13 protein-coding genes are annotated in these 21275 nt (G+C 41.8%); 7 read left to right on the forward strand and 6 right to left on the reverse strand.

Annotated elements, in window-relative coordinates; genetic code table 11:
• The first annotated feature begins 20 nt into the window (after positions 1-20).
• The 3 genes from AC13FX_RS11750 (at position 21) to AC13FX_RS11760 (ending at position 9257) form a co-directional block, all read left to right on the forward strand.
• A complete protein-coding gene (locus tag AC13FX_RS11750) occupies positions 21-2021 on the forward strand; it encodes a hypothetical protein (protein ID WP_482880871.1) in 2001 nt (666 codons plus the stop codon).
• A 60-nt stretch (positions 2022-2081) separates the two neighbouring features.
• Positions 2082-4115 carry a tetratricopeptide repeat protein gene (locus tag AC13FX_RS11755; RefSeq protein WP_482880873.1) on the forward strand — a complete coding sequence of 678 codons (2034 nt, stop codon included), beginning with the start codon at positions 2082-2084 and terminating at the stop codon, positions 4113-4115.
• A gap of 123 nt (positions 4116-4238) precedes the next feature.
• Complete coding sequence (locus AC13FX_RS11760; RefSeq protein WP_482880874.1) at positions 4239-9257, forward strand: IPT/TIG domain-containing protein; 5019 nt, start codon at positions 4239-4241, stop codon at positions 9255-9257.
• A gap of 546 nt (positions 9258-9803) precedes the next feature.
• Here AC13FX_RS11760 and AC13FX_RS11765 read toward each other — a convergent pair.
• Genes AC13FX_RS11765 through AC13FX_RS11785 form a run of 5 tightly spaced genes read right to left on the reverse strand, consistent with a single transcriptional unit; the run spans position 9804 to position 14414 of the window.
• A complete protein-coding gene (locus AC13FX_RS11765; protein ID WP_482880875.1) occupies positions 9804-11246 on the reverse strand; it encodes a hypothetical protein in 1443 nt (480 codons plus the stop codon).
• Complete coding sequence (gene miaB / locus AC13FX_RS11770) at positions 11247-12605, reverse strand: tRNA (N6-isopentenyl adenosine(37)-C2)-methylthiotransferase MiaB (protein ID WP_482880876.1); 1359 nt, start codon at positions 12603-12605, stop codon at positions 11247-11249.
• Positions 12606-12637: 32 nt separating this feature from the next.
• Positions 12638-13294, reverse strand: coding sequence for an orotate phosphoribosyltransferase (gene pyrE / locus AC13FX_RS11775; RefSeq protein ID WP_482880877.1), 657 nt, complete (start codon positions 13292-13294; stop codon positions 12638-12640).
• A 48-nt stretch (positions 13295-13342) separates the two neighbouring features.
• Positions 13343-13828: a phosphatidylglycerophosphatase A family protein gene (locus tag AC13FX_RS11780; protein ID WP_482880879.1), complete on the reverse strand. Its 486-nt coding sequence runs from the start codon at positions 13826-13828 to the stop codon at positions 13343-13345.
• Positions 13829-13835: 7 nt separating this feature from the next.
• The gene (locus tag AC13FX_RS11785) at positions 13836-14414 is read right to left on the reverse strand and encodes a CDP-alcohol phosphatidyltransferase family protein (RefSeq protein WP_482880881.1); all 579 of its coding nucleotides are present in this window, start codon (positions 14412-14414) and stop codon (positions 13836-13838) included.
• A gap of 161 nt (positions 14415-14575) precedes the next feature.
• On the opposite strand from AC13FX_RS11785, the gene AC13FX_RS11790 reads away from it, so the two are divergent.
• Genes AC13FX_RS11790 through AC13FX_RS11800 form a run of 3 tightly spaced genes read left to right on the forward strand, consistent with a single transcriptional unit; the run spans position 14576 to position 18715 of the window.
• Positions 14576-15865, forward strand: a complete 1290-nt coding sequence (locus AC13FX_RS11790) for a competence/damage-inducible protein A (protein WP_482880882.1) — start codon at positions 14576-14578, stop codon at positions 15863-15865.
• Complete coding sequence (locus tag AC13FX_RS11795) at positions 15862-17829, forward strand: putative porin (RefSeq protein ID WP_482880883.1); 1968 nt, start codon at positions 15862-15864, stop codon at positions 17827-17829. The genes AC13FX_RS11790 and AC13FX_RS11795 overlap by 4 nt, the downstream gene beginning before the upstream one ends.
• Position 17830: 1 nt before the next feature.
• A complete protein-coding gene (locus AC13FX_RS11800) occupies positions 17831-18715 on the forward strand; it encodes a cell division protein FtsX (RefSeq protein ID WP_482880884.1) in 885 nt (294 codons plus the stop codon).
• Positions 18716-18770: 55 nt separating this feature from the next.
• Here AC13FX_RS11800 and AC13FX_RS11805 read toward each other — a convergent pair whose 3' ends face one another.
• A complete protein-coding gene (locus AC13FX_RS11805) occupies positions 18771-19277 on the reverse strand; it encodes a Fur family transcriptional regulator (RefSeq protein WP_482880885.1) in 507 nt (168 codons plus the stop codon).
• 117 nt (positions 19278-19394) lie between these two features.
• On the opposite strand from AC13FX_RS11805, the gene AC13FX_RS11810 reads away from it, so the two are divergent.
• On the forward strand, positions 19395-21275 hold the full coding sequence (locus tag AC13FX_RS11810; protein WP_482880887.1) for an AMP-dependent synthetase/ligase: 1881 nt from the start codon (positions 19395-19397) through the stop codon (positions 21273-21275).

The raw sequence follows: 21275 nt of genomic DNA on the forward strand, positions 1-21275 counted from the left end.
TTGGGTTAATCTGTTTGTTGATGATTGCATTATCTCTACTTAAAACAGGTGAATTGAAGGCTCAGTTAAATAATGACCGACAGATCATCGGTATAGCAAGCGAAGAAGGCCAGGCTTATATCTATCATGCACAGCAAATCCCGCTGTCTCACGGCTATAATGTTTATAGAAGTGAGAATGGAGATAACTGGACCAAATTAAACAGCGAGGTCATTTATCCTGCCCGCGATGGCTATGACCTTGAGTACCGTTTGCAGGATCAATTTGAACTGGCGCAGCAGTTAACGGGGCGGCAGGATCCGCAAGCAGTGTATCTGATGCTGAGAAGCGGTACCGGAGCCGGTATCATCGCAAATTTTGCATCACCCGAAATTGCACAGAATATGGGCCGCTTATACATCGATGAGGATGCCCCCATAGGTGAAGAAGTACATTATCGCTTCGAGATCATGGATGACCTGGAACGTTCAACCGGACAGACCATAGAAGGGGAGGTCGATCTCGATGTTGTACAACCACCCGCTCCCACAGAACTTGAAGTAACCAACCGCGGCAAAGTCGTTGACTTCAACTGGAACTATGTGCCGAATTCTGACCGAGATTCAAGATATGTGATCCGTTTTCAGATCTTTTACAGGAAAACAGGTGAGGAAAACTGGCTTCCCTTTCATGATCAATTCCTGGCGAGAACCACACAGACCACAGAATTTAAATTTACCGATGAAGTACCGGTTCTGGGTGAAGAGTATGAATTTGTAGTGCATGCCGTAGATTTCACCGGTGCAATTTCTGATGAAAGCAACAGGGTAACGTTAGATGTGGTAGAGAATACGGCTCCAGATCTTGTCAGAAACGTACAGGCTACTGATCTGGGGAATTACAGAAGTCGTGTGACATGGGCTGTTTCAACGGAATTGGATCTTGGGGGATATCACGTATATCGGGCGAGAGATGATGAGGAGGAATATGACCGTATTACCACGGAATTACTCCCTCCGCTTCAAACGGTTTATGAGGATTCCGTTACAGAACCGGGACATCAATACCGGTATAAGATCACGGCTTCTGATACTATGGGTAACGAAAGTGATCTCAGTAATCCGGCACATATTTATTTTGAAGATGAACGAATTCCTGACCCGATCACAGCTATCGAAGCCACATTGATCGATAATAAAGTTGCCAGGGTTGTCTGGGAGAATGGTGAAGTGCCAGGTGGGTTAAGATCTTATCAGGTGCTTCGGCGGGAAAGAGAGCGCGGGGCGGAGGGACTTTGGAGTTTATTGAATAGCAATGCCCATACTGAGACATCTTATGAAGATACCGGTTTTGGTGGAACCCGCTTTGTTGAGGGGACTACGATCGAATACGGGATCGCGATTGTCAGTGAAAACGGCAACATCAGTGATACCGTAACCACTGCTCTTAAGATACCTGATATCACGCCACCGGGAGCTCCCGGTTTACTGAAATTAACTATGCAGGAGGCCCGAAGAGTAGGGATCACATGGAATGCATCCTCATCTGGAGATGTAACGAATTATCGAATTTATAGACGAGAGTTAGATTCCGGTAATAACGCTGATACCTTGCTTACTGAAATTGGTAAAGGAGACAGGTATTTCAGGGATGAAAATGTACCACTCCATAAAACGTACATTTACTCGGTTTCAGCCGTTGACTCAGTGGGTAATGAAAGTGTTTCTGCCATATCCGATACACTCATCACACGTAACACCCATGCCCCTGACAGGGTGCGAAATGTGCAGGCCGTCAAATTGGATGAGGGCGTTGTATTAGCCTGGGAAGCCGGTGATGAAACAAAACTGGATGGGTATGTTATCTATAGGTCCGGTATTGCAACGGGTGTTTATGAAAAAGCAGGTACAGTGGAACCCTCAACCACACGGTGGACTGACAGGTCAGGTGAAGCCGGTACCTGGTATAAGGTCCATGCTATGGATAAGACCGGTAGGGAGTCAAGAACAGCCAAAGCCACTCAGGCTGTAGAAAGAAATTGATGTTCAGGGTTTATTTCAGAATCTTAGAGTTCAAGTATTTACAGATCTATTAAAGAGTCTATGAGGGCAACCCGAAGTTTGTTGAAGTTATTATTGTTGGTTTTCGCGTTCCTATCGGTAACAACCTTTCCGGGGTACACACAGTCGTTTGAACTGTCAAACGGGATCGCTTTATATCAGAATGGCGAGTTTGAAAAAGCCATTTCCCAACTTGAAAAAGCGGTCGACAAAGATCCCTATAATACGGAGGGATATTACTACCTTGCAGCCAGTCAGATGGGTTTGAAGATGTACGAAGCGGTCTTATCAACTTCAGATAAAGCATTGAAGGTGGCTCCTGAAAATATTCAGATTTTGATTGTTAAAGCCGAAGCTCTGTATCACCTTGATTATCCCAAAGCCATTCCGGTCTATCAAAAAATAACTGAACTTGCCGGGCAGAAGGGCGGGGATGTCATCAATAAAGAACAGGCAGAAGCTTATCTGGGATACCTGTATAAACGTAAAGCAAACGATGCCTTTTTATCAGGAAATGTGGATGGAGCTGTACAGGATCTTAAACGTGCCAGAAATTTAACACCGGACAGCCTGACTGTTCATAATAATCTGTCTTATATACTGATCCAGCAGGAAAGATGGGAAGAAGCAATTGAGGCTCTCGAAATTGGACTGGATAGGTTTCCTGCGAACGAGCAACTGTTGTTCCTTAAAGGACAAGCTTACCGGGGAGTTGGCAACAGTGAAGAAATGGTACAAACTTTTAAGGTTCTCTACGAATTGTATCCTGAAAATATAAATTACGGGGTGATCTACGGGCAGGCCCTGATGGCTGCCAATCAGGCAAGAAAGGCTAATGAACACATGAATCAGTTGATCGAAAAGTACCCCGAAAGTGAGCAATTGTATGAAGCGTTGAAATCAATGAGTGAGCAGCGTTTTGACATGGGGTCAAAACGCAATGTCCTGAAACTTCAAAGACAAGCCTTTCCGAAAAATCGACTGGTAGCCCATGAACTGGCTGATACGCACATCCTGCTTAAAGAATATGAAGAAGCCCGGGAGATTTATGACTCCCTCTATACTGCAGATCCAACCCCTGAACTGGCATTGCGCTCAGCTCGAACATGGATCTATGAGGAGATTGATGAAAATGGAATAGAAGTATACAGACAGCTCGTAAACGAATGGCCCAATAATTTTAACGTGATAAATGAAACAGCAACTGTTCTCAGGGAAGCAGGACTTAATGAGGTAGCTCTCAGGCTTTTTAAAAATGCTTATGAAATCAAAAAGGAGCCCAGAACCGCGATCCATATAACAGAAATCGAGAATCAAACCAAGGATCTGATTTCTGAAAATTACGTTAAGGATCTGATGGGTTCACCATATTATGCATTGGGGGAATATTTTGATTTAAAACACCTGATTCCATCAATCCAAAGGTCTTCAGAAATTAAACAATTTGTGTCATCTATCACCGGAATACTGGATCTGTATTCTGAATCCAGTTCAGCTCTCACCTCACAGACGGAGAAGGTGCTTGAGGGAGAAGTTTCCCCTATGCCTGAAATATTACAGGCAAAACGGTTCACTGAAAAATTGAGTACCTATGTGGATGACTGGTACGACTTGCTTAAAATTAGCTTCAATGCCGAAAAACAGGTTGACATTCTTGATCAGGCACTGAAAGAATATCCCCGTAGTTCACGTCTGTTGTATTTTAAGGGGGTGTCTATGTTAGAATCGGGCAATTTAGCAGAAGCTAAAACCATTCTTGAGGATGCCATTCGAAATGGTGCGAGGGATGAAACGATATTTATTAAGATTGGAGATATCTATTCTACTCATGAAGACCCTGCAAAAGCTATTTTGTTTTATGAGAGAAGCCTTTCTCTGAATGACCGGAATAATGAAGCTTACCGAAAGATCATTGCAATTGCTGAACAAAATAATTCACTGAATGATGTTTGTGATCGTTGGATGCTGAGATTTGAGACTAACAGTGACAATGAAATTCTGAAGAACCATCTCATCGCTGCCCTTCATAAAGCCGATCGTTTTGAAGAGGCCAGAAGAGTCATAGAAGAAGAATAAACTCTCTTCAAATACCGTCAGGGAAAATTTAAGCTAATTTGACCTGTTATTGCTTTCCTTTACGTAAGTATTAAATGAGGGGTACCCCATTTCCGGATAACAACTATTTATTTTAATACTTACATGAAGAAATTAACCGTTTATTTTTTCGCCATGGTGGCTATGCTGATACTGTTTAAGGCAGGCTGCAGTGACATAAACAGATCAGGGTTACAGGAACAGGTCGATGGCATTAAATCTGTAGTGCCGGCTCAGGGACCTTATGGTGCGAGGGTATTGATAGGGGGTGACGGTTTTACAAGTGATCCTCAGGTATTATTTAACGGGGTTGAAGCAGAAATTGAATCGGCCAGTGATTCAACAATTCTTACCAGGGTACCTCTAAATGCAAGTTCAGGGCCTATTGAAGTTATTGCGGGACAAGATATTCTATCAGGACCTGATTTTACAGTAGATTCAACGAAAACACTGTTTCTTTCTATCGATGAAATCAGACCTGAAACCGGAAGATATAGAGATACGATCTATATTGCCGGATCAGGATTTGATCCGATTCCTGAAGCTAATGAAGTATATTTCAATGAGCTTAGGGCTTCGGTGCAAAATGCTTCTGATTCTTTGCTATTAACAACCGTTCCGGTTGGTGCGTCATCCGGTTTGATCACAGTGATCGCGAATCAGGATACAGCGATCGGACCAAATTTTGAACTCTTACGCCACCAAATAGTTGAGATAGATCCTACATCGGGTAGAATAGATACACAAGTCAGAATAACAGGTTCAGATTTCAGTGACATAAGTTCTGAAAACAATGTGTTTTTTAATGGTGTACGATCTGAGATACTGGAATCATCTTCTAGTCAGATCATTACATCGGTTCCGGCTGAAGCTACTTCTGGGCCGGTATCTGTTGCAGTGAGACGCGATACAGTGGAAGGACCAGCATTCAGCGTACAGGAATTACAGATATTGGAAGTAGCTCCTATAAGTGGTGAAGTTGGAACTGATGTGCTGATCTCAGGTAATGGTTTTAGCCCTAATACTAATGAGAATTCTATAGAATTCAACGGTGTGTCAGCCCCTGTGATCAGTGCTTCCGAAACAGAGCTTCAAACACAAGTTCCTGAGGGTGCTACTAACGGACCAATCACAATATCAGTCGGTGGGTTAAGTGTGACCGGTCCGGAATTTACCATAGAGGCCGGAGCACCTGTTATAACTTCAGTTGAACCACTTAGTGGTGCCATTGGTGATCAGGTAACCATATCAGGTAGTAATTTTAGTGCCGATACATCGATAGTCACTGTGTTATTCAATGAAACTGAAGCTGAAATTATCGATGCCACCGAAACCGAGATCTTAACCCAGGTACCACAGGGAGCTGTAAGTGGGCCGATCACAGTTAGTGTGAACGGCAAAACAACAACAGGTCCTGAATTTGAGGTGATAACTACCGGAACCCTTATTGTAGATATTTCAACTACTGGTTCGGATATTGATGCGGATGGATATTTATTGACGATAGGTGCCGGGGACGGAATCAGAACGCAAGTGAATGATACTGTCAGCAGATCAGGACTTAAAGAAGGGACCTATGACATCCTATTAGGAGATATTGAAACTAACTGCTACCTGAATCAGGACCTGCCGAATCCAAGAACGGCTACTATTGAGGCCGGTGCAGCTACGACCGTTGAATTTTTCGTGACCTGTGAAGGGGTTAATGAACCACCGGTAGCTTCTTTTACCGTTTCATGTACCAACCTCACCTGTGACCTTGATGCTTCTGAGTCCACAGATCCCGATGGCAGTATTGCTACATTTGAGTGGATCTTAGGAGATGGAAATACAGGTACAGGTCAATTACTCTCACATACCTATGAAACCTCAGGCACTTATAGTGTAGATCTGAATGTAACAGATAATGAAGGAGCTACAAACTCCATATCACAAGAGGTAACGGTTAAGATACCGGAGATAACGAGTGTATCTCCGCTTTCCGGTGTTCCTGGCTCTATAGTGACAATTTCAGGAAGCAATTTCAGTTCAATAGCTTCTGAGAATAACGTTCAATTCAACGGAGTACGGGCTGAGCTTAACAGTGCATCGGAAACGGAGCTGAGGGCAATAGTACCATCTAACGCAACCACCGGCCCGATAACGGTGACTGTAGATGGGTATACGGCTCAAGGTCCGGAATTTACCGTTGAAGAGGTGCAGCAACCAAAAACTCTTGAAGTGGTAGTTAGTACCCAAGGCACTCTTCAGGATGAAAATGGGTATACCCTTTCAGTTACAGGGCAGGATGATCGAATTGTGAAACCAAATGACAACGTGATGTATAGTGATATCCTGGAGAATTCAGTTCAGGTTGAACTTACCGGGGTAGCTGAAAACTGCGTGGTCGAAGGAAATAATCCCCGAACAGTAGACCTGAATAATTCAGATAATGCAGGGTATACAGAATTTACGATAACCTGTTCTGCCCCTGAGCCTTCGATCACATCAATAGATCCAACTTCAGGAACAACCGGTACTGAAGTGGTGATTACTGGATCCAATTTCAGTTCAACGGCATCTGACAATATTGTGGAATTCAATGGAGTGAGAGCTGAATTGAATGGAGCTACCGAAACTGAACTGAGGGCATTAGTTCCAGGTACCGCAACAAGTGGCCCGGTTACGGTTACAGTAAACGATATAACAGCTAATGGTCCTGAATTCACAGTTATTCAAACCGGATCGATAGAAGTGAACACGTTGACATCTGGAAGCGACCTGGATACGGATGGTTATACCTTAAGTATCGAAGGATTGTCCGATCAATCTATAGGAATAAATGACACTAAATTGTTGAATGCACTGCCTACAGGAAGTTATTTAGTTGAATTATCGGGAATTGCTTCAAATTGTCAACTAAGTGAAGAGTTGCCAAATCCAAGAACATTGGATGTAAGCGCAAATACAACGACGAGAACGACCTACAGTCTGTCATGTTCAACTCCAAATGATCCACCGGCCGCTGTTATTGAATCCTTTTGCCTGGCGTTAGATTGTGGATTCACAGGTACATCCTCAAGTGACCCTGATGGTACCATAGTTGGTTATGATTGGAATTATGGTGATGGAAACGTTGCTTCAGGTGATTCAGTCACACATTCTTATACATCTGAAGGAAGCTATGAAGTTGAGTTAACAGTAACTGATGATAATGGAGCTACTGATACCGCTGTTAAAACTATTGACGTCGTGCTGCCAAGAATAACCGGCATTGACCCAACAAGTGGCCCGGTCGGAACTGAGGTCACGATCACAGGAACAGGCTTCAGTGACATAGCAGGAGGGAATACTGTTGGCTTTACCAGTGGAGAGACCATAATAGCTGCAGAATTGATCTCTGAAAGCACAACAGAACTGATAGCTACGGTTCCATCGGATGCTACTACCGGACCGGTCTATGTGGCTGTTGGAGAAGACTATGTTACTGAAGGACCGGTCTTTACAGTAGAACAACCACTGGAACCCAAAACGCTTGAGGTTTCTGTAACTACAGAAGGCCCAACCGGTGATGGATATACATTACTAGTTACCGGACAAGATGCGAGATTTGTACCAGCTAATGGTTCAACTACCTATACTAACATTCTTGAAAACGAGGTTTCAGTTGAATTAAGTGGATTGGGGGACAACTGTACAGTTGATGGTGAAAATCCACGATTAGTAAATCTCAATAATACAGATAATGCGGGCTTTACGGCCTTTAATGTAACCTGTACAGGGCCGGCGCCGACCATTGAAAGTATTAACCCGACATCAGGCGGATATGGATCCAGTGTTATAATTACCGGGACTAATTTTAGTACCACTTTCAGTGAGAATAACGTGCAATTCAACGGTACCAGGGCTGAATTAAATAGTGTTTCAACTACAGAAATTGATGCAATTGTTCCATGGGGAGCAACTTCAGGTCCTGTAACAGTAACAGTAAATGGTCAAACGGCAACCGGGCCTACATTTACAGTCGTCACCACAGGTACTGTCGAAGTCAACATCACAACGACTGGAACAGATCTGGATCCAAACGGTTATGAACTGTTCCTTGACAAGGATGGTCCAACTCAGGTAGGAATAAATGATAATCATATTTTCTCTGCCGTTCAGGAGGGCAATCATACTGTTGAATTGACCGATATTGCTTCAAACTGTTCAATTAGTAATGCAACTGCTAATCCGTTTCCGTTTAGCATTTCAGCCGGTGAAACACAGCAGATCAATTTTGAGATAACGTGCGATCAAATTGCGTCAGTTGAGAAGATCCTTTTCAGGGGAGGCCTCAATGATTCAGAAATATATATGAATAATCCCGACGGATCAGAGGTCGTGGCATTAACAAAATCAGGTTCCACTTCAGTATATAACCCTTCAATCTCAAAAGATGGAACAAGAATTGCCTACATACTAGGCGGCGATATACCATCATTGATCGTAGCTAACTCAGATGGCTCTGATCCAAAGTCTATTACCCCTGAAACTATAACCGGACCTAGATACCCATCATGGTCACCAGATGGAAATCAGTTGGTGTTTGTTGAGGATAAAGGGACAACAAAGGATCTATTCATTATTGATGCCGACGGATCAAATTTAACCCAGATCACCAAGACAGAGAATCTTGCAGAAGATTACGTGCATTGGTCGCCTGTTAATGATCAAATTCTCTTTAGCCAGAGAGCCCCATCAACGGGTAATAGAGTTTTAGTGGTTATGAATATTGATGGGTCTAACGAAAATGTTATTACGAGTACTCCAAGGTTTTATGGCTATGGACGCATATCTCCATCCGGAAAAGAAATAATATTTACTGATAGACCAGGAGATTGCTTCCAGATATTCAGGGCAAATATTGACGGTACAAATGTGAGAGAACTTACTTCAGAGGCAGAACTGGACTGTGCTGCTATAGATGTAATTGATTGGTCACCAGATGGTAATCAGATCGTATTTCAAAGTCGCTTGGGAGCCTCAACTTACAGTATCAGAACAATGCCGTCAGATGGGACTGCAACTTCAGTTATCATTTCAAATACTCCTGGACACCCTTCTTATTTGTATTCACCAACCTGGGGAGAATTAAAACAATAAGAATTTTTGATCTCATTTTCTCCAGTAATAGGTAAGTCAATAGATTAGGTGTCGATGTATAACTGGGTTTAACTTTAAAGAAGTTATTGGCAATATGAACTGATTCTGATCTCAGTTTCGTATCTAATATTGAGAGAGCGTATAAAGTAAAATAAATGAAAATCACTACCTATGTTAATAAAGCCAGGTTAAGAATTGAAATTTCGTTTCCTATGATATTTATAGGGATCAGGTAGGTATGATGTGTATATCGAATTTTATGTTAGTTTAAAAAGAGAAAATATGCGTTTTGAGTCAACTAATACTCAATGTCATTTATCTTGTCTGTAATTTCCAACGTGGTTATTAAATAAGCAGTAAGAATATATGACTTTGGGTTTGAAGCCATTATCTGAGTAAATCCAGCTCGGTTAATGGCTTTTATTATTTAACGAAAGATCCTGGTCTGCTATTCAACAAAAAGATACAATAAAGTAATTATTAGGAATCCTTCAATAAGTAAACCTGCTAAGAATAGTTGGTCGATCAGCTTTAATTGATCTTCTATTAATTAAGTGAGATAGATAGAGAGAGTATTTCTATGATCTGTGTTTGAGTAAGTAGGTACACCAGGGCAGTAACAGAAGCCACAGTATGTAAAACTGCTGTTATCATAAAATAGATAAGTTTTTCGGGCCCAATATTTCTGGCCGTGTTAAAAGCGGTCAGATAAAAATTAATAAAACCTATGAGTACGTAAAATGTAGCTAATGTAATTACAAGTGCTGTACTAAAGTCTGTCAGATAAAATGAGATCAGTAGGGTCAGGGTCATGTAGTCAGTATATAGTAAACCTGCATACAGGTTGGCGATCTGGCTGACATGATCTAAGTTTTTAGCCGGCAGGTAAAGCCAGAAAACACTTACGAATTGCAAGACGATCAAGGTGATAAAGGCCAATATTGAAATTGAGTAGTAACCGCTGCCAAATATTTCAAGCCAGGGAAGATGGTAATAAAGTGCTTCTAAGCCGGATTCGCTTAATAATAATGCTGATAAAACATAAACAACAATGCCTCCGGCGAATGCGTGAATTACCATCATGATGATACTTTGTGTAGCATATCTTTCCCGGTAGTGTAAAATATCATCCACATAAAAACGGTGTGCAAAATAGTATCGAAGGATCATTGCCCTTGCATTGGGAATAAATTTCACCTGAACAGCAAGTACGATCCAAAATAAAATTAATGCCAAAACAAGCCAGTTTGCTTCCAAGCTAGTTGATCCCTGATGAGGCAGTGGCATCGACCATGAACCTTCATGGCTATACATAGTCAGTGATGTTCTGAATTCAGGAAACTCTCTCACAGCAGTGATAAGCCAGGCGGAATGCATAAACAGGATCTGTTCTTCTGAGCTTTCAACAAACACCTTAAACTGACGATCAAATTTCGTCAGTTCTCCGGTTTCATAATCAGTATCAGTCAGTAATTGACCAAAGGGAAGGTCGGGGTTATCCAGTGAATACCATTTATTATTTAAAAAATGGTAGAGTGTTTTATCAGTTTGGGATGAGAATTGTTCAGAAGCTGAATAAAAAGCTGAAGAAAATTCAGAATTCTTAAAGTGGCTTTGTGAAATAATACCTAAACCGGCTACCCTGGAATAGGGTTTGTAGTCAGCCATTAGTTGATAGACATTTTCCTGAAACGAATTTTTATTGGAATCAAAGGATTCTAAAGTGTAGAATCTATTTTGAGATCTTATGAGAATTGAAAAGTTGCTGTTTTCAAGTTGAGTGAGCAGTTCTTCGGATACCGGATTCTTGATCTCAAGATGCGTGACTCCAAGTTTTTCGAAAAGATGAAGTTGCTGTTCTATACTTTGGCTGTCATTTGGTATATCCCATACTATACCGAGCGTTGGTTGGGCTTGAACAAATTGGCCAAAACTGAACAACCAGAACAGGAGACTAAAAACAAACAGATATGTTCTTTTCAGTCTCACTTATGCTACAACTTCAGCTCCGTAATATTCGGTCAGGGTTGTTTTCCGGATAGGAGTGGCGATCAGAGTAGCTGATGTAGTATCTGTTACTTCTACTTCCACATAATCTCCTGGGGCGTAGTCTTTTCGATCAAACACCACCATTTTATTGGTATCTGTTCGGCCGCTTAATTGATCTTCAGACTTTTTACTGGTGCTTTCAACTAGAACCAGATGTCGTCTTCCGACTTCTTCCTTATTTCGACGCTCTTGAATATCACGCTGTTGAGTGATGATCTCGGACAGTCGTCTCTTTTTGACCTCTTCAGGTACATTATCCTCGAATTTACGGGCTGCCAGGGTACGTTCACGTTCAGAATAGGCAAACATATAGGCCAGGTCATATTCAACTTCTGCCATCAGCGACAGTGTTTGCTTATGTTCCTCTTCAGTTTCATCACAAAAACCGGCGATGATATCAGTCGATAATGATACTCCGGGTATGATCGCTTTCATTTTATCGATCAGTTCCAGGTAACCTTCTCTGGTATATGGCCGACGCATTCTTTCGAGCATACTGTCGCTGCCTGCCTGTGCCGGGATATGTATATAATTACATAAGTTAGGCCGCTCTGCAATCAAATGAAGCAGGTCATCCGGAAAATCTTTAGGATGTGGAGAGGAGAAACGAAATCTCATTTCAGGATCTACCTTGCTTGCTTCATCCATTAGTTTCGTAAACGTGTTTTCTCCATCCAGGTACGAGTTTACGTTCTGGCCCAGTAGTGTGACCTCCTTATACCCTTCATCAGAAAGTTGCTTGATCTCTCGAATAATCGATTCCAGAGGGCGGCTGCGTTCACGCCCCCTTGTAAATGGCACCACACAAAAAGCACACATATTATCACATCCACGCATGATGGATACAAAGGCATTTACGCCGTTGCCGGTTGTTCTGACAGGGGCGATGTCAGCATAGGTTTCTTCAAGTGAGAGAAGCACATTGACTGCTTTTCTTCCATCATCAACTTCTTTGAGTAGTCTTGGTATGTCTCTATAGGCATCAGGACCCACTACAATATCTACCAGGTGTTCCTGTTCAATGATCCTGTCTTTGATACGTTCTGCCATACAACCAAGAACACCGACAGTCATTTCTCCATTTTCTTTTTTTATGGAGCGAAGTTCCTTAAGCCGATTCCAAACCTTGGTTTCTGCGTTTTCCCGTATCGAACAGGTATTCACCAATACAACATCTGCACTCTCAGCTTCATGAACCGGTTTCATGCCATCTTCCAATAGTATGGAATTCACGATCTCTGAGTCAGCAAAATTCATCTGACAGCCGTATGTCTCTATGTAAAAGGTCTTTTGTGCCACTTTATAAATTGTTTTTTGTATTAGATAGCCTGTTAATCTTCTTCAGGTGAATTAGGCCAAATATCAGGATGTTCTCGCCAAGATGAAAGGAGATCCAGATCATCACCATCAATGGTTCCTTTTTCAACCGCTACATTAACCAGCGTTTTATAATCTGTGAGTGAATAGAGGGGTACACCTGCTTCCTTAAAGCGATCACCGGCTTTATCAAAATCGTAGGTAAAGATGGAGAGTACGGCATCAACATTGGCACCAACAAACTTCAGTGCTTCAACGACAGAAATTGCCGAACCACCGGTGGAAACGAGGTCTTCAATGACTACAGTATGCTCACCCTTTTTAACCCCACCTTCGATCTGATTACCCATTCCATGTGCCTTAGCCTTGGCGCGTACATAAGCCATCGGTTTATTCAGGTTGGCCGCAACCCAGGCCGCATGAGGAATACCAGCTGTGGCGGTTCCGGTTACCACATCAATATCAGAAAACTTTTCTTTGATTATGCGGGTGAATTCGTTCTCGATCTTGTTTCTTATCTCAGGATAACGCAGCGTTAACCGGTTATCACAGTAAATCGGTGAATTCCATCCGGAAGTCCATGTAAATGGATCGTTTGGCTTTAAAACTACAGCGTTTATTTCTAATAAATGAGCCGCTAACTCACGTGCAAATGAGGTGTCAAGTATCATCTTAAATTAAATTCTTTTATTTGGTTGCCGTAACGATGAGTGAGATCATTAAACCATCCCGAATATTTTCGGCCACAGGAAAATAAGGGTTTTTAAAGAGATAAGCGCATATAATCCTGCAAGTAAATCATCAGCTAAAATTCCGGTTCCCCCTTTAAGATCCTGAACTTTTTTTATTCCAAGGGGTTTAAGAATATCAAAAAACCTGAACAGTAAAAAACCGGCCAAAAGTACAGAGAGATCGGTTGTGAGCGTCCCGGTAACACCAATTGTCAGGAAAACCAGACTTTGACCGGCCCATTCGTCCATGACTAGTCTACCTGGATCCTTGCCAAATTCCTGCTCAAAATGGGGCGAAACCCATAGTGAGATGAGACTGCATATCACTGAAAAAATTATAATGTAGTACGGGTTCTGTGCTTGCAGGACCGGGTAAAGGAAAACAATAGATACCAGGCTTCCAAAAGTCCCGGGAGCTTTTGGAAGAAACCCAGAATATAGCCCGGTTCCCAGTAAGATCTTCAGCGTATCCAAAATGTATTTACCTGCTAAAGAGTTTTCGGTTTACCCATAAATATTCAATTCCGGAAAAGGCAGTAAGGGCCGTCACAAATAACATTGCGTAATAAAGTACCCCGGAGTTAAAGAATTGTGAGGCTTGATCCGCGAAATCGATATCTGCTTGTTTAAAGACACCCAGAAGTAAAACGGCGTATAAAAAAACCATTTGGACCATCGTTTTGGCTTTGGCCGTGAATCGGGTTTGCATGGTGATATTCTTCCGGCTGGCATATAAACGAAGTGTGGTCACCAGGATATCTCGAATCAGAATAACTGAGATAGCCCACCACGGAAATTGGTTCATATCTAAAAATGGAAGGCAAAGAAATCCTGCAAATGTGAGAAATTTATCAGCAAGTGGATCAATAAAAACACCAAAATCACTCTCAATTTCATAGTATCGGGCGATCTTTCCATCCGCAAAATCAGTAACAGCGGCTACAGCAAATACTGCGATACTCAGCGAGCGCCATATTAATTCATCCTGTATATACATGAACAGGAAGATTGGTGCCAGGATCATCCGGAGTGTACTCAGTATGTTGGGTATGTTTTTCATACGATCGATTCAACTTTATTGACCAAACTTACTAAGTAATTCAATTCATAACATGATTGATTTTTTAGGCTTTTACGGGAGATATATTATCTATACAGAAATATCAGTAATAACTTATTTAACTGTGGAAATTGGACAGGGTATTACGGAATTTATACGCCATGAAAGCACAGATTATCTCGGTCGGAAATGAATTACTTATTGGTGATACTGTAAATACTAATGCCTCCTGGCTTGGAGACTATCTCACACGTGCAGGTTTTGAAGTTACTTATATCCATACTATATCGGATGATCTTGAGCAGATCAAAAGTACGCTTACTTTCGCACTTGAAAATTCTGACCTTGTAATTTCAACAGGGGGGTTAGGGCCCACTCACGATGATATGACCAAGAAAGCTGTGGCTGATCTTTATAAAGTGGGCTTTAAACTAAATGAACCAACCCTCGATTATATAAAAAAAATGTTCAAGGAGCGGAATATTCCTTTTTCCAGTTCCAATCATGCACAGGCAGAAGTGCCGGAAAATTGTGAAGTTTTGATCAACAAAGCAGGGACCGCTCCCGGCATGTGGTTTTATGAGAATGAAACAGCCTTAGCAGTCTTGCCCGGTGTACCTTATGAGATGAAATATCTGATGAAGGAAAGGGTATACGAAAAGATCAGAGAAGTTTTTAGTGAATCAGAATACCTGCTGTCACGATACCTGAAAACTGCTGGAATTGGCGAAAGTACACTGAGTGATGAGGTTCTCGGAGATTTGAGTGAGTATTTCAATAATGGGGTCAGTATGGCTTTTTTGCCGGCACCGGGAGGTGTTACCCTTCGGTTGAATGCTAAAGGGGCTACAAAAGAAGAAGCTGAGGATCACCTTCACAACATTACTCAGGTGATTTATGAAAAGGCCGGCAGGTATATTTATGGTGAAGGTAAACGGTTTCAATTAAGTGAGGCAGTGGGGGCATTACTTCAGGAATCTGACCTCTGCTTAGCCACAGCCGAAAGTTGTACCGGAGGTTTGGTTTCAAATAGTATTACAGATAAATCAGGCAGTAGTGCCTATTTTAAAGGTGGTATTGTCTCATATGCAAACTCAGTAAAAGTTGAACAGCTTGGAGTTCAACAGGAATCCCTTGATAAATATGGCGCAGTAAGTAAGCAAGTAGCACTTGAAATGGCAAAGGGGGTCTCAGAGCGACTAAAGGCCAACATTGGAATATCAACTACTGGAGTAGCCGGTCCAACCGGTGGAACAAATGAGAAGCCTGTTGGTACCGTTTGGATGGGATATTATCAAAAAGGTGGTCCTCATTTTGCTGTAAAGGCTATGTTTACCAAAGACAGACTCATCAATAAAGAACGAAGTAAAATGGTATTGCTGGAAATCACAAGGCGTCAATTAATGGGAATACAAGAAATGCCCTATGACCTAAAAAAGCACTTTTCTTGAGTCGTATTATAGCTATTCATATCGTTTTATTTTTCTCCACCGGTCATGTATTGGGGCAGGTTGTGGATACTATGAAGGTAGCTGAACCTTCAGATTCTATTTCTATTGTGCCTGACACAACTGTTTTTCAGGATACGACAATAAATAAATCAGAACCTGAGGAATTGGATCCACTCATTCCATGGAAAGAGAAATTTCCTGAACAGGCTGATCTCATTACAACAGACAGCTTATTAAGGTGGCAAATTTGGCCAAACTGGGGCGATCATCAGGCATATAGAGATGATGTCATTTCCTTCAGACAGGGAACCATTGGTCGAGTTGATGCCTATCATATCAATGGCTATCAACCTTACGAACAGGAGATCTATTTGGATGGACTTATTATAAACGATCCGGTTACAGGGCTTCCGAATTATAATCTAATCCCTCACAGAAAAATTGGTAAAGCTGTAGAATATTATGGAGGCACATACCGATCAGATATCAGGATCAGGGATTTCTATCTGCTGAAACCACGCAGTTATCTGATCTATGATGAAGCAGGAGGAGCATACCGAAACCTTGAGTTTTTGGTTTCACGCAATTTCTCTCAAAGTACCAATATCGAATTATCTTATTGGGATAGAAGAGGAGGCGAATATTATCCAAACAGCAATGTAAAGGGTAATCAGATCACGGGTAGATTATATCATCATCTTAGTGATAAGTTTTTACTGAGGGCGATGTATTTGAGAAATCAGTACGACAGGGGAGAGTCGTTTGGGTACATAATTGGTAATCCGGCTGAGTTTCCATTTGATGAATTCAGATCTCAACCCAGGAATAACAGTGCCAACTCAGAGATAAGTCGCTGGGATCTTAATACCGGAATTTATCATCGTAAGGATACATCCTCAGCTGAGGATGCGGGTTTAGAGATCTCATATACAAAAAACAGCAAAGATCTGTTTTTTGTGATCGACACTCTTACACAAAACATTCGTTCAATTAATCCAAGAGTATTTAAAAGAATAGAACTTGGGAGCTTGGATTTGGAGTTAAGGGGTAATGCGGCATTCCACAGCGTTGATGAAAAAACCTCTTTGTCGTTGTCGGACTGGTCGGAATATTACGCCGGTGTAAATGTCAGTCTTGGTGTGTCAGATAACGTGTCCATTTTTGGAAATGCAGGAGTTCAATATGATTCCAATGAGAACTCAGGTTATGAAACTGTATTAGGTATGGATATCGGGGTACTGAATTGGGCAAAACTAAAAGTAATTGGCGCCGGATTCAGTAATATACCTTCAATACAATCTCAATTCTGGGATGGAAACAGGTATTCCGGAAATCCTGATCTAGAGAATGAAATGGGTTATTCAGCAACAGGCGACCTGCAACTCATCCTAAACTCAAAACTTAGGTTTGGATTAAAAGGGCGATATAAGATTTCAGAAAATTCGGTATGGATTTCCTCTGACACCACATTTATCAACAGTTCCGAGTACGATCAGATGACCGGTACGTTCTATGGTAATTTTGAGAATCAATTATTTGAATTCAGCAGTTCAGCAACCATTCAGCAGTTCAACTATTCAGAGGCAGATCCATTAAATTCATCCATCAATGAACAGGATCAGGTTCTGTGGGTACGTAACTCAGCCTTTGTGAAAGGATACGTATTCGACCGTGCGGCTTATCTGAAAATGGGATTTAAAACACTTCTTTCACCTTTAGCCTATGGAGCCAGAACTTATAATACGGAACTTGGTATCTGGCAAGGAAATAGCATGGAACAGGATATCCCTCCGTTTTTTAGACTGGATGCTGAATTATCAGCTAGGATCCGGGGAATCATGGTTGTAATGAGATGGGAAAATGCCCTTGACGGATTTGGTCAGGCAGGCTACTTTGAGGCGGCCGGTTTTCCGATGCCACCTCGACGTTTATTAGTAGGAATTAGAGCACAATTCAGAAATTAATATGAGTATAAAATACATTGTTAGGGAAGGTATTTCAGGTATCAAGCGCACGAAACTTGCGGCCACCACATCCATTTTTTCATTGTTTGTCGCTGTTTTGTTGCTTGGTGTGCTCTCGCGCATTGGCTTCAATGTATACAGTCAGGCCATGTCTATTAAGGAACTGGTAGAAGTGGAAGTGTTCTTATTGGATGTTGATGACAGAACAATGAATCAGATCCGTCAAGAAATAGAGGCAGAGGAACTGGTAATTGAAACCACCTATATTTCCAAAGACAGTGCATCTGCTATCATGAGGGAAGAATTCGGAGCAGGTGTGGAAGAACTTGCTGAACTTAATTTTCTGCCGGCCTCGTACAGACTCAGCGTAAATACTGATGCCGGAGCCGAAAGTATTGAAACCATGGTCTCAAGGCTTCAAAATATTCGCGGAGTGGATGAGGTTGAATACAATGCAGCCTTATTGAGAGTGATGGAATCAAATCTGAATACCTTTACATTAGTGGGGGGAGGAATCGGGATACTGATTTTACTGGCTGCCCTGGTTTTGGTTTATAATACCATTCGCCTGACCATATACGCTAAAAGAGACTTGATCAGGGCCATGAAATTAGTAGGAGCTACTCATAAATTTATCAGAAGTCCGTTTATAGTAGAAGGAATACTACAGGGCCTCATTGCGGGTTCCTTAGCTGTTCTCAGTGTTTTCTTTATCTTTGAATTGGCAACGCCTTACTATCTGCCGGATCTGGGTGTTTTGGAATGGCCGTTCGGAAGGTGGTACTTCCTGACAGGAGCCATGTTACTGCTTTCAATGCTCATGGGTTGGTGGGGAAGCCGCTGGGCCGCCCGTAGGTTCATAAAGGAAACCTATATTTCTGAATGACCTTTAGAAGAGTTTATTGGAGTCTAAACCTTTCTATGTGGGTTGAATAAGAGTTTTACTCCTTAACTGAAGCCAGCTTATTATTATTGGCTTTTTTCCGCTCCGCACATGCTTCTTTGTCTGTACAGGTTCCGAAGAAGTGCAAAGAGTGTCCGTCAATATCCATGTCATGTATTTCAGATAACATTCTCTGGATCTCTCCGATCCTGGGGTCACAAAATTCAAGTACATGTCCGCATTCACGACAAATGATGTGATCGTGCTGTTGATAGGCATAAGCACGCTCGTAGTAGTATTGACTCTTTCCGAATTGCTGACGCTGGACCAAACCGCATTCCACAAGTAGGTCAAGGGTATTGTAAACCGTCGCTCTCGAAACCCTGGTTCCACCTTCTTTCATCCTGAAAAATATATCATCGGCATCAAAATGTCCGTCGGCCGTATAGATCTCTTCCAGAACCATAAAACGTTCAGGGGTTTGTCGTTGATTTCTTTCCTTTAAGTAAGAACGAAATATCTCCTTTACAAGATTTACTGTATCTTCGTGTGCTGGATGTGCCATAATACTCTTTTGGTTTGCGTAAATATACAACTTGTAAACATGCATATGAAACTCATGCTTTTGATTTTAAGAGTATTATATTTCAGCGGAGTTAGACCAGGAATAAATTTGTGAAATATGCCAACTGTAGTCCCTTTTGAAACACTGACAGAACTATTTTTGAACCTATCCCACAAGTACAACGGGACGGATAAAATGCCTTTTTACTATAAACCAAACCCTGACCAGCCTTATGAGCCTATTCTCTGGGATCAGGTTACGGATGATGTTTATTCTATTGCTACCTATCTTATGGAGAGAGGTATACAAAAAGGTGACCGGGTGGCCATTCTAAGTGAAAACAGGTATGAATGGGTTGCAGTTGACCTAGCCATACAGTTGGTAGGGGGGATTAATGTATCTCTGTATACCACTTTACCGGCTCATCAGTGCGAATATATTCTTAAGGATTCGGGATCTAAGATCTTCTTTGTGTCGACTGGACTTCAGCTTAAAAAAGCCGTGGAAGTTTTTGAGAATTGTAAAGAATTGGAACAGATCGTGGCTTTTGATGAACCGACTCTGAAGCACTTAATGGATAATGATTTTGTACAAATGTATGATGATATGCTTATTGAAGGGGGGAAGTATATTGAAAAGCATAAAGAAGCCATTAAAGAGCGAAATAAAATGGTTGAGCCCTCTGATGTAGCTACTTTGATCTATACATCCGGTACTACTGGTCAGCCAAAAGGCGCTATGCTGACTCACAGTAATATTGTATCGAACGTTAAGGCAGCTACCCAGCATATTTATTGGGACGATACCGACCGTTTACTTTCATTTCTTCCTCTTTGCCACTCATTTGAAAGAACTGCAGGTTATTATGCAACACTCTCAAGTGGAGTCGAGATCTATTATGCTGAAAGTGTGGATACGGTTTCTCGCAACATGCCGGAAGTGAAGCCAACGATCATGATCAGTGTGCCACGGTTATTCGAGAAGATGTATAACCTTATAGTAAAAAGTGTGGAGGAGGGTAGTGATACCAAGAAAAAGATATTTGATTGGGCAGTAGAAACCGGGAAAAAATATGCCGAAGGAAAACGAGGACTTGTTAGCATTCAGAAGAAAATTGCTGACAAATTGGTTTTCGATAAGCTAAAAGAACGAACGGGTGGCCATGTCAGATTATTTGTTTCCGGTGGGGCTGCTTTACCGCCTGAGATCGATACCTTTTTTCAGTGTGCGGGTATGAATATCCTTCAGGGTTACGGACTTACAGAAACCTCTCCGGTGATGGCTGCTAATCAGCCGGGTAAGGAAAAGGTTGGAGCAGTTGGAACCGTTATTCCGGGGGTTACAGTAGGTATTCAAAGTCTTGAAAACGGAGAAATGCTTGCTGCGATCAGCGGTGAGGACTATCCTACTGATCTTAGTTCCGGAGAAGGAGAGATCCTATGCAAGGGACCAAATGTGATGAAAGGATACTGGAACAATGAGGAGGCAACCAAAGAGATGATCGATAACGACGGTTGGTTGCATACCGGAGATGTGGGTAAATTCGAAGACGGGTTTCTCAAGATCACGGATCGAATCAAGCATATGATCGTAAATGCCGGTGGTAAGAATATTTATCCAGGTCCGATAGAGGATCTGTTCAAAACCAGTAAATGGATCGACCAGATCGTTGTGGTGGGTGAGGCTCAGAATTATATGGCAGCTATCATTGTCCCCGATTTTGAGGCAGTAGGAAAATGGGCCAAAGAACAGGGGTTATCATTTAAAGACAATGAAGAACTTATTGAATTGGAGGAGGTAAAGGATATCTATAAAAAAGAACTGCGGTCTTTCTCCAAAGAACTGGCATCACATGAAAAGGTTCGAGATTTCAGATTAGTGCCAAATGAGTTTTCAGTTGAGACCGGTGAGATCACGCCAACGCTAAAAGTAAAAAGGCGTGTGATTGCGGATAAATACGGTCACCTCATTGAAGATATTTTCAAAGACGATGATTGA

The organism is Gracilimonas sp. B-17 (assembly GCF_056857935.1).